This is a genomic window from Yoonia sp., from assembly GCF_046498525.1.
In the GTDB taxonomy this organism is placed as follows: Bacteria; Pseudomonadota; Alphaproteobacteria; order Rhodobacterales; family Rhodobacteraceae; genus Yoonia.
Genome location: NZ_JAWOAN010000108.1, coordinates 1 through 10961 on the forward strand (window position 1 = coordinate 1; position 10961 = coordinate 10961).

The 10961-nt window shown below is 57.4% G+C and carries 8 protein-coding genes, 1 pseudogene and 1 riboswitch; of the genes and pseudogenes, 8 read left to right on the forward strand and 1 reads right to left on the reverse strand.

The genetic code is table 11. The annotated features are described in order from the left end of the window. From R6T97_RS07825 to argE, 3 genes are all read left to right on the forward strand, one after another. On the forward strand, positions 1 to 895 hold an 895-nt coding region (locus R6T97_RS07825; RefSeq protein WP_410348729.1), incomplete at its 5' end, for an aminotransferase class III-fold pyridoxal phosphate-dependent enzyme. A gap of 39 nt (positions 896 to 934) precedes the next feature. Next, positions 935 to 2119, forward strand: coding sequence for a M24 family metallopeptidase (locus tag R6T97_RS07830; RefSeq protein ID WP_410348730.1), 1185 nt, complete (start codon positions 935 to 937; stop codon positions 2117 to 2119). Positions 2120 to 2123: 4 nt separating this feature from the next. Then, positions 2124 to 3284 (forward strand): acetylornithine deacetylase, encoded by a 1161-nt coding sequence (gene argE / locus R6T97_RS07835; RefSeq protein ID WP_410348731.1) that lies wholly within the window; start codon positions 2124 to 2126, stop codon positions 3282 to 3284. A 77-nt stretch (positions 3285 to 3361) separates the two neighbouring features. Here argE and R6T97_RS07840 read toward each other — a convergent pair whose 3' ends face one another. Beyond that, positions 3362 to 4606 (reverse strand): NAD(P)/FAD-dependent oxidoreductase, encoded by a 1245-nt coding sequence (locus R6T97_RS07840; protein WP_410348736.1) that lies wholly within the window; start codon positions 4604 to 4606, stop codon positions 3362 to 3364. A 170-nt stretch (positions 4607 to 4776) separates the two neighbouring features. After that, positions 4777 to 4861, forward strand: a riboswitch (glycine riboswitch). Between the two features lie 162 nt (positions 4862 to 5023). Between R6T97_RS07840 and gcvT the strand changes: the two genes are divergently transcribed. The 5 genes and pseudogenes from gcvT to R6T97_RS07865 all read left to right on the forward strand — a co-directional run. Next, on the forward strand, positions 5024 to 6148 hold the full coding sequence (gene gcvT, locus R6T97_RS07845; protein WP_410348732.1) for a glycine cleavage system aminomethyltransferase GcvT: 1125 nt from the start codon (positions 5024 to 5026) through the stop codon (positions 6146 to 6148). Between the two features lie 16 nt (positions 6149 to 6164). Then, the gene (gene gcvH, locus R6T97_RS07850; RefSeq protein ID WP_410348733.1) at positions 6165 to 6524 is read left to right on the forward strand and encodes a glycine cleavage system protein GcvH; all 360 of its coding nucleotides are present in this window, start codon (positions 6165 to 6167) and stop codon (positions 6522 to 6524) included. 12 nt (positions 6525 to 6536) lie between these two features. Continuing rightward, positions 6537 to 9374, forward strand: coding sequence for an aminomethyl-transferring glycine dehydrogenase (gene gcvP / locus R6T97_RS07855; RefSeq protein ID WP_410348734.1), 2838 nt, complete (start codon positions 6537 to 6539; stop codon positions 9372 to 9374). A gap of 210 nt (positions 9375 to 9584) precedes the next feature. Further along, a complete protein-coding gene (locus R6T97_RS07860) occupies positions 9585 to 10214 on the forward strand; it encodes a helix-turn-helix domain-containing protein (RefSeq protein WP_410348735.1) in 630 nt (209 codons plus the stop codon). A gap of 165 nt (positions 10215 to 10379) precedes the next feature. Then, positions 10380 to 10961 (forward strand): annotated as a pseudogene (locus R6T97_RS07865) (glutamine amidotransferase); the annotation flags it as partial.

A 10961-nucleotide genomic window follows, 5' to 3' on the forward strand; every position in this document is an offset into this window, starting at 1 on the left:
GTCTTTGACCGGTCTGGGGCTGTTCCACGCCAAATTCGATCTGCCATTGGCGCAGGTCATTCATACGGAGGCCCCTTATTACTTCCGCCGCGCCGATATCGACCAGACCGAGGCGCAATTCGTGGCGCATTGTGTGGCAGAGCTCGAGGCGCTTATTGCCCGTGAAGGTGCCGACACGATCGCGGCCTTCATTGGCGAACCGGCGCTGGGCACCGGGGGCATCGTTCCGCCACCTGCGGGGTACTGGCCGGCAATCCAGGCCGTTCTGGACAAATATGACATCCTTCTGATCGCTGATGAGGTTGTGACCGGTTTTGGCAGGTTGGGCACGATGTTCGGGTCGGATCACTATGGGATGCGCCCTGATATCATCACCATCGCCAAGGGTCTCACCTCGGCCTACGCGCCTTTGTCGGGCTCTATTGTGTCCGAGAAGGTTTGGGAGGTGCTGGAACAGGGGACAGATGAAAACGGCCCCATCGGGCATGGCTGGACCTACTCTGCGCATCCCGTCGGGGCTGCGGCAGGTGTGGCAAACCTCAACCTGATCGACACGCTGGGGTTGGTCCAGAATGCCGGCGATATGGGGGCTTACCTGAATAACGCGATGACAGACGCATTGTCGGATCACCCCAATGTCGGTGACGTGCGGGGCGAAGGGCTGCTTTGTGCAGTCGAGCTTGTGCAGGACAAGGATACGCGCACTTTCTTTGATGCCTCTGACAAGATCGGGCCGCAGATTGCGGCCAAGATGCTTGAGCAGGACAGCGTGATCGCGCGGGCCATGCCGCAGGGTGACATCATCGGGTTCGCGCCGCCGTTTTGCCTGAGCAAGCAGGAAGCGGATCTGGTCGTTGCGGCCACCAAACGCGCAGTAGATGTCGTTTTAGGCTAGAAAAACAGGGCTGATCACCGCATCAGAAGGAACAATGACTTGTCACGACAAAACGCCCCTTTCAGCAAGGCCGAATACGACCGTCGACTTGCGAAAACGCGCACGGCAATGGCCACCGCCGGACTTGACGCGGTTTTTGTCACCGACCCGTCCAATCAGGCATGGTTGACCGGCTATGACGGGTGGTCGTTTTATGTCCATCAGGGCGTGATCCTGACGCTGGAGGGCGAGCCTGTCTGGTGGGGCCGGAACATGGACATGCTGGGCGGGCGGCGCACCTGCTGGATGCATCCGGACAATATCCGCGGGTACGGTGATCACTACGTGCAGTCGACCGAAGTGCACCCGATGCAGGATCTGGCTGAGAACCTCAAGGACATGGGGCTGGAACGTGCCCGCATAGGGGTCGAGATGGAGAATTACTACTACTCTGCCAAGGCCCACCAAGTGCTTGGGGAAACCTTGCCGGAGGCAACACTGACCGACGCGACCACACTGGTGAATTGGCCGCGTCTGGTGAAATCAGACGAAGAGATCGGCTTTATTCGCAAGGCGGCGGGCATTTCCAACAAGGTGATGGAGACCGCACTTGAGCGCGCGGCGCCGGGGGTCCGCAAGAACGATCTGGTCGCTGATATTCTGCATGCGGGTATCACAGGGGTAGGTGACGATTGGGGTGATTATCCAGCGATCCTTCCGCTGACGCCTTCGGGCCTTGATGCGACTGCCGCACATCTGACGTGGAACGGCGATCTGATGAAAGCAGGCGAGGCGACGTTCTTTGAACTTTCGGGGTGCTACCGCCGCTATCATGCTCCGCTTTGCCGGACGATCTATCTGGGCAAGCCATCGGATGAAATGATCCGTGTCGCGGATGCGCAGATGGAGGGGATGGCCGCCGGACTGGACGCTGCCCGCCCGGGCAACCGCACCTGCGATATCGCGTATGCCTTCATGACGGTGATGGCCAAGCACGGTATCGCGCGCGAAGGGCGGATGGGCTATCCAATCGGACTAAGCTACCCGCCTGACTGGGGCGAGAGGACAGCCTCGATCCGGGCAGAGGATAAAACGGTGCTTGAACCGGGTATGACGTTCCATTTCATGCCGGCCATGTGGTTGGACAGTTGGGGGCTGGAGACGACCGAGACAATTCTGATCAACGATACCGGTCCGGCCGAGACTCTTTGCGACATCGAGCGCAAGCTTTTTGTAAAGGACTGAAGCCGTGCTTGACCGCACCATCGACATTCTGAGCGATCTGATCGCCTTCCCGACAGTGTCGTCCGACAGCAATCTCGAGATGATCGCGTACCTTGCCACGCAGTTGGAAGCGGCTGGTGCCAAGGTTGATGTGTTTCTGGACGAGACGGGCCTGAAGGCCAATCTATTCGGAACACTGGGTCCCGAGGTCGACGGCGGGATACTTCTGTCCGGACATTGCGATGTCGTGCCTGTCACCGATCAGCCGTGGTCGACAGATCCGTTCAAGCTGGTTCAGGACAAAGGCCGGCTCTACGGGCGCGGCGCTTGCGACATGAAAGGTTTCATCGCGGCAACCATCGCCATGGCTCCGGTCTTTGCGCGGAAGGTACGGGACAGGCCGCTGCATTTTGCCTTTACCTATGACGAGGAAACGGGCTGCATCGGGGCAGGGCATCTTGCCGAAACCCTGACCGATCGGGGCATCAGACCGAACGTCTGCATCATCGGTGAACCGACGGAAATGAAGATCGTGGAAGGGCACAAGGGGTGTTACGAATACACGACCCATTTTCATGGACTCGAGGGGCATGGCTCTGATCCCGATCAGGGGGTGAACGCCGTGGAATATGCGGTGCGCTATGTCATGCGGATGCTTGAACTCAAAAATGAATTGCGCGGGAAAGCACCTTTGAGCAGTCGTTTTGAGCCGCCCTGGACGACGATCAATGTTGGCGCACTCAATGGCGGACAAGTGCATAACGTGATCGCCCCCAAGGCGCATATCGAATGGGAAATGCGCCCCGTGCAGACCTCTGACGCAGATTTTGTAAAGCAAAGCTTGCAGCGCTATTGCGATAATGTGCTTCTGCCTGAGATGCGCCGGGTCTTTCCGGAGGCCGCCATCGAGACACAAACCATGGGAGAAGTGGACGGCCTTGTGCCTGTTGATGACAACGCGGCCCGTCAAATCGTGGCGGAACTGACCGGCGTGAATGGCGCAGGTCTTGTTCCATTTGGAACCGAAGCGGGCATTTTCCAAAAAATGGGGATGGATGTTGTGATCTGCGGACCGGGCTCGATTGCGCAGGCACATAAGGCAGACGAGTATCTGTCGTGTGATCAATTGATGGCATGCCTGAATATGCTGGAAAAGTTATCCGACCGAAATGCAGCGCCTTTTTGAAAGAGAGGGGGCTTTTCAACTGGTGCGTCTTTGGGTTTTTGAACCGTTGTTTCAGTAAAAGCGGGAACAAGCGCGTATCACCTCGTGTATCGCTCGGGCGCGTAAGGTGACATGTCGATGTTCGGGTGTTTGCCATCGATCAACTGGGCAATCAGCCGTCCGGTTTTCGGCCCTGCGGTCAAACCGACATGCTGGTGGCCGAATCCTGTGAAGATACCCGAAGCCCCAAGCTCGCCGATAAGCGGTGCGCTGTCAGGCGTTGAAGGGCGAAATCCCATCCATTCCTGCGTTCCCGAATAGGTCAAATTCGGGAACACACTCTTGGCGTGACGCTTGAGCAATGCAATCGGTGCCTTGCTCGGCCCTGCGTGGTGGTCGCCAAGTTCTACCGTTCCCGCACAGCGCAGCCCCATATCCATCGGGTTCACGCCGAATTTGCCTGTCGTCATCATCATTGGATTGCGCGGCATTTCAGACGGGTTTTCAAAAATGACATGGTAGCCACGTTCGGTTTCCAAAGGAACTTTCAAGCCCAGCTTTTTCATCAGATCCTTGGACCAGATGCCTGCCGTGATGACCGCTTTGTCACATGCGAACGGGCCTTGGTCTGTCTCGATCTGAGTGATGCGCCCGTTCGTTTTTTGAAAGTCACGCACCTCGGCCTGCACAAACGTCCCGCCATTCCTGACGAAGGTCTTTGTCAGGTCCGCAATGTATTGCCCCGGGTTTGTAATATGCCCTTGCCCTTCAAGAACAGCCAGACACTGTATGTCAGGTCCAAGAATAGGCTCGCAATCATGCACGTCAGGGCCGGTAAGGACAGTCGGCGTAAACCCTGCCAACTTCTTCATTTCCCAAGTATACGCGTCGGCGGCGAAGTGGGCTTTGGATGGGTAGGCGTAGCTGAGTTTGCTGTCGCTGACCCAGCGTTCCAGATCCGTCCCGCGCACCAGCGACCTGTGCTGCTCGACGGCATCGCTGAGAAGTGGAATGAGGTTGGTCACGATGCGCCGCGTGGCGGCATCATTGGCATGTGACAGGAACCCAGTGAGCCAGGGAAGCAGTTTCGGGAAATAGGCCCACTGCATAAAAAGCGGGCTGTTCGGGTCGAGCAGCAGTCGTGGTGCATCGCGCCAGAGTGTCGGTGATGTGACCGGTGCAACGGCCCATTGCGCGATCAGACCGGCATTCCCGAAAGAGGCCCCCATCCCAGGCGCGCCTTTGTCCATCAAAATGACACAGTGGCCGGATCGTTGCAGCCAGATGGCAGTCGAGACGCCGCACATGCCTGCGCCAATAACGACAATCGTCTTGTTTTCCACGGTGCACCTCTTTTGTGGAAAATGAGCGCCAAACACACCCGAAAGCAAGCTGAAACACAGCCCTGCCAGCGGCTGGTTGATCACCAGTGGTACCTGCTGGCCTTCGATGGATGTGGCCCTGCCAATTAAGTCTTGCCAAATCGCGCGGGTTTCCGATAGGAAACGCATACGATCTGACGTTGGGAGAACCAGATTTCTGGTGCCGAAGGAGCAACTGCCTCGGAAACTCTCAGGCCAAAGGACCAACGTCGCGATACGATGACTCTGGAGAGAGGTGCAAGATGCACCCGCCGAAGGGATAGCGATCTCAGGCACAAAGGACAGAAGGGGCACTGTTGCGCAGCCGATATCCTGCGTTAATGATGGTGCCGACTGATTAGATGCAATCCCGTCGGTTATGGAAAAGGCGAACGCGATATGGCTGAGATGCTCCGAACACCGCTTCACGCATTGCACGTATCCTTGGGGGCCAAGATGGTCCCGTTTGCGGGCTATGAGATGCCGGTGCAATATCCGCTGGGCGTGATGAAGGAACACCTGCACACACGCGCCCATGCAGGCTTGTTTGATGTCAGCCATATGGGGCAGGTCATCGTGAAAGCTGCATCTTATGCTGCTGCCGCCGCTGGGTTAGAGCGGCTGATCCCCGTTGATATTGTGGACCTTGCCGAAGGCCGACAGCGTTATGGTTTTTTCACGAACACCGATGGCGGTATCGCCGACGACCTGATGCTGGCCAACTGCGGGGACCACATTTTTATGGTCGTCAACGCGGCATGCAAGGCATCCGACATTGCATATATGAAAGCGGCCCTTGAACCGGATATTTCAGTGACAGAGGTGACTGATCGTGCGCTATTGGCGCTGCAGGGACCGGCCGCAGAAGCGGTTCTTTCGGGCTTGGACCCACGGGCCCGCGACATGAGGTTTATGGATGTCGCAACTTTGGACTTGGACGGAGTGACGGCATGGCTGTCGCGGTCTGGCTATACGGGGGAAGACGGGTATGAAATATCCGTTCCGTCCCACAAGGCCGAAGAAATTGCCAAGGCCCTGCTGGACCACCCGCTTGTCGAACCGATCGGATTGGGTGCGCGTGATAGCCTGCGGCTCGAAGCAGGGCTTTGCCTTTACGGACATGACATTGACGCGACGACCTCACCGGTCGAAGGCGCACTGACTTGGGCCATTCAAAAAGTGCGCCGTCCGGGTGGCGCGCGGGCTGGCGGTTATCCGGGCGCAGAGATTATTGCCACCCAATTGGAACATGGCGCTTCTAAAAAGCGGGTGGGGCTTTTGCCGGAAGGGCGCGCACCGATGCGCGAGGGCGTGCCGCTCTTTGCAAGCGAGGACGCAGCAGACCCCATTGGCACCATCACATCCGGTGGATTTGGGCCGACTGTCGGCCGACCCGTTGCGATGGGGTATGTCACCACAGAGCACGCGACCTTGGGGGCGTCAGTATATGGCGAATTGCGCGGGAAACGCCAACCTCTGACGGTCGCCAGAATGCCCTTCATACCCGCCAACTTCAAAAGATAACGAAAGAGAGACCAGCATGAAATATACCGAAGAACACGAATGGCTCCGCGCAGAGGGAGACGCCTTTGTCGTCGGCATCACGGAACATGCGACCACGCAGCTTGGTGATCTGGTTTTTGTCGAACTGCCCGAAGTCGGAACGATAGTCACCAAGGACGATGAAATCGTGGTGATCGAAAGCGTGAAAGCCGCGTCCGATATCATGGCCCCGATCGATGGTGAAATCACCGAAGTGAATACCGCGCTGGCGGACGATCCAAGTCTTGCCAACAGCGATGCGCTGGGCGCGGGCTGGTTTTTCAAGATCAAACCATCCGATCCTGCGCAACTGGATGATCTGATGGATGAAGCCGCATATAATGCAATGATTGGCTAAAGGACTGCCCCGATGACCTTCACGCCCACAGACTATCTGCCCTACGATTTTGCCAACCGCCGCCACATCGGTCCCTCACCTGCGGAGATGGAAAAGATGCTTGAAGTGGTGGGTGCCAAGGACCTCGGCGCACTGATCGATGATGCGCTGCCTGCGAAGATCCGCCAGAAGACGCCGCTGGATTTTGGAAAGGCCAAATCCGAGCGTGAATCGCTGCACCATTTGCGGGTGACGGCCGCAAAGAACAAGGTGCTGACCTCGCTGATCGGCCAAGGTTATCACGGGACGATTACGCCCCCCGCGATCCAGCGTAATATCCTTGAAAACCCGGCGTGGTATACCGCCTATACCCCGTACCAGCCCGAAATCAGTCAGGGCCGTCTTGAGGCGCTCTTGAACTTTCAGACCATGGTGTCTGATCTCACGGGGCTCGAAATCGCCAATGCTTCCTTGCTGGATGAGGCCACGGCCTGCGCCGAGGCGATGACGATGGCACAACGCATCAGCAAATCCAAAGCACAAGGGTTCTTTGTCGACGAAAACTGCCACCCGCAAAATATCGCAGTGATGAAAACCCGGGCGCAACCACTTGGGATAGAGATTGTTGTCGGCTCTCCTGATGATCTGGATGCCGCCGCAGTGTTTGGCGCGATTTTCCAGTATCCCGGCACCTACGGCCATATCCGTGATTTCACCGATGCGATTGCAAAACTGCACGCGCATAAGGCCATCGGTATCATTTCTGCCGACCCGCTGTCGCTGACATTGCTGAAAGAGCCGGGTGCAATGGGCGCCGATATTGCCGTCGGCACCACCCAGCGCTTTGGGGTGCCCATCGGCTATGGCGGGCCGCATGCGGCCTATATGGCCACGAAGACAGCTTATGCACGAAATATGCCCGGCCGCATTGTCGGGGTGTCGATTGACAGCCATGGCAACCGCGCCTACCGGCTGTCGCTGCAAACCCGCGAGCAGCATATCCGCCGTGAAAAGGCGACGTCGAATGTATGTACGGCGCAGGCCCTGCTGGCTGTCATGGCGGGGTTCTACGCGGTCTTTCATGGCCCTGAAGGGTTGCGGGCCATCGCCCAACGGATTCATCGCAAGACGGCACGTCTTGCGGAAGGTCTGCAGCAAGCAGGTTTCGACGTCCGGCCCGCGACGTTCTTTGATACGATCACGGTCGATGTGGGGCCGTTGCAGTCTGCGGTCATCAAGTCTGCGGTCGATGAAGGCGTGAACCTGCGCGCGGCCGGTGACACCAAGGTGTGCATCACTTTGGACGAACGCACACGGCCGGCAACCATCGAAAAGGTCTGGCGCGCCTTTGGCATCACGCGGCAGGACAAGGACTATACCCCGCACTACCACATGCCCGAAAAATTGATCCGGACGTCCGATTTCCTGACCCACCCCGTGTTCCATATGAACCGGGCGGAAACCGAGATGATGCGCTATATGCGGCGTCTGGCGGATCGGGACCTTGCGCTCGACCGGGCCATGATCCCGCTCGGGTCGTGTACCATGAAATTGAACTCGGCCGCCGAGATGATGCCTGTCAGCTGGCGCGAGTTCTCACATCTGCATCCGTACTGTCCCAAGGATCAGGCACAGGGCTATACCGAAATGATCGAAGATCTCTCGGCCAAACTCTGTGACGTGACCGGCTACGACGCGATATCGATGCAGCCGAATTCCGGCGCTCAGGGTGAATATGCAGGGCTTTTGGCCATTGCGGGCTATCACCGTGCCAATGGTGCAGGGCAGCGCGATATCTGCCTCATCCCGATGAGCGCACATGGTACGAACCCCGCTTCGGCCCAGATGGTGGGATGGAAAGTGGTCCCGATCAAATCCGCCGACAACGGCGATATCGACCTTGCTGACTTCAAGGCAAAAGCGGCAGAACACAAAGACAAACTAGCCGCCTGTATGATCACCTATCCTTCGACCCACGGCGTGTTCGAGGAAACGGTGATCGAAGTCTGCGAGATCACGCACGCAACTGGCGGTCAGGTCTATATCGACGGTGCCAACATGAACGCGATGGTCGGGCTGAGCCGCCCCGGTGATCTGGGCGGAGACGTGAGCCACCTCAACCTGCACAAGACCTTTTGCATTCCGCATGGCGGTGGAGGGCCCGGGATGGGCCCAATCGGGCTGAAAGAGCATCTGATTCCCCATCAACCCGGTGATCCGAACGGCGGCGAAGGGGCGGTGAGCGCTGCCGCTTACGGCTCTCCCTCGCTTTTGCCGATATCATGGGCCTATTGCCTGATGATGGGCGGGGAAGGGCTTACGCAGGCGACGCGCGTGGCGATCCTCAATGCCAATTATGTCGCCAGACGTCTCGAGGGGGCCTTTGATGTGCTTTACAAAGGGCCGTCCGGTCGGGTCGCGCATGAATGTATCATCGACACGCGTCCATTCGCCGAAAGTGCGAATGTCACTGTCGATGATATCGCCAAGCGTCTGTCGGACTGCGGGTTTCATGCCCCGACGATGTCATGGCCCGTTGCCGGAACATTGATGATCGAACCCACCGAATCCGAGACGAAAGCGGAACTGGATCGTTTCTGCGACGCGATGCTGGGAATTCGGGCAGAAATCCGTGCGATAGAAAACGGAGAAATGGACCCGGTTAACAACCCGCTCAAGAATGCACCCCATACGATGGAAGACCTCGTCAAGGATTGGGATCGCCCCTACAGCCGCGAAACGGGCTGCTTTCCGACGGGGGCATTTCGTGTCGACAAGTACTGGCCGCCAGTCAACCGCGTGGACAATGTGTGGGGCGACCGGAACCTGACCTGCACATGCCCACCGATGGAAGACTATGCGGCAGAATAGGCAACGCGCAGGATGCAATCTTTGTTCATAAAGCATGGATTGGGGTCTCAAGCAGGGATAGAAAAATCAAACGTTTTTGGCTGGTCCTTGTCGGAACAAATCGGCTTGTGCGTTTCGTTTCGTAAGATGATCGCTTGAAGTCTGCGTCGCTTTGGTGATCATCGACACAACCTTGAAACGCTCTCATCCTGGAAAAAAACGAACCGACCCATGGCTGCATTTCCCCTGTCGCAAGATCCTCACCGGACCAGCGAGGTCCGTGAAAAGGTCCTTGAAGTCGCAATTGGGCGCGAAGTGCGGGCACACCGGCGCAAGCAGGAAATCACCGTGTCCGATTTGTCAGAGGCCACCGGTCTGTCGATCGGCATGCTGTCGAAGATCGAAAACGGGAACACCTCGCCGTCGTTGACGACGCTACAGACACTTGCCAATGCGCTGTCGGTTCCGATCACGACGTTTTTTCGCGGCTTCGAAGAAGCGCGATCCGTCGTGCATACCAAATCCGGCGAGGGGGTCGAGTTGGAACGTGAAGGTACGCGGGCCAACCACCAGTACAACCTGCTGGGCCATATCGGTGCCAACGCAAGCGGTGTGATCGTCGAGCCCTACATGATTACTCTTTCAGAGGAATCCGATGTCTTCCCGACGTTTCAGCATAGCGGGATCGAAACCATATACATGCTGGAAGGCGAGGTGAATTATCGCCATGGCGGTGACATCTATCCTTTGAAACCGGGAGACACGCTTTTCTTTGACGCCGATGCGCCGCACGGACCTGAAGAACTGGTCAAACTCCCCGCGCGATATCTGTCAATCATCAGCTACCCGCAGGACGCATGAGCGCCCGGCTTTTGAGCAAGACATCGGCGCGCTGCTCAATTCTACAGCCCAGACTATGCCTGTTGTGAATATTTGTTTCCTACCAGTTGAATCAATTCCAGCTTTGGTGATAGCGTAACAGCAGCCCCTGCCGCTTCGGCGCAGTGAATAGATCGAGGGATATCCATGTGCGGGATTGTTGGCCTTTTCTTGAAAGACAAAGAACTCGAACCTCAGCTTGGTGCGCTTTTGACCACCATGCTCATCACGATGACGGATCGAGGACCTGACAGTGCCGGTATTGCCATCTATAGCAATGAGACAGCAGGCAAGACCAAGCTCGTCGTTCAATCCGACACCCCCGATCAGGCTTTTGCCGGTTTGGAGAACGCACTTGGCAAGATGCTTGGTGCCAAGGTCAGGATGGAGGTGAAAGACACCCACGCGGTTCTGGGTATTCCCGCTGGCACGACAGCGCAGGTGCAGTCTGCGTTAACTGATATCAATCCTACACTTCGTGTCATGAGCCGCGGAGATACCTTGGAAATCTACAAGGAGGTCGGACTGCCCAAGGCTGTCGCCGCCCGCTTTGATTTGGCCAAGATGTCCGGCACACATGGCATAGGGCATACGCGCATGGACACAGAATCTGCCGTGACGACCATGGGGGCGCATCCGTTCAACACCGGCAATGACCAGTGCCTCGTGCACAACGGATCGCTCTCCAATCATAATTCCTTGCGCCGCAAGCTGCGCCGTGAAGGTATC

Excerpts from the sequence above, each read along its gene's own strand:
- gcvP (WP_410348734.1), top strand. The coding sequence starts at position 6,537 with ATGACCTTCACGCCCACAGACTATCTGCCCTACGATTTTGCCAACCGC.
- gcvH (WP_410348733.1), top strand. The coding sequence starts at position 6,165 with ATGAAATATACCGAAGAACACGAATGGCTCCGCGCAGAGGGAGACGCC.
- R6T97_RS07860 (WP_410348735.1), top strand. The coding sequence starts at position 9,585 with ATGGCTGCATTTCCCCTGTCGCAAGATCCTCACCGGACCAGCGAGGTC.
- gcvT (WP_410348732.1), top strand. The coding sequence starts at position 5,024 with ATGGCTGAGATGCTCCGAACACCGCTTCACGCATTGCACGTATCCTTG.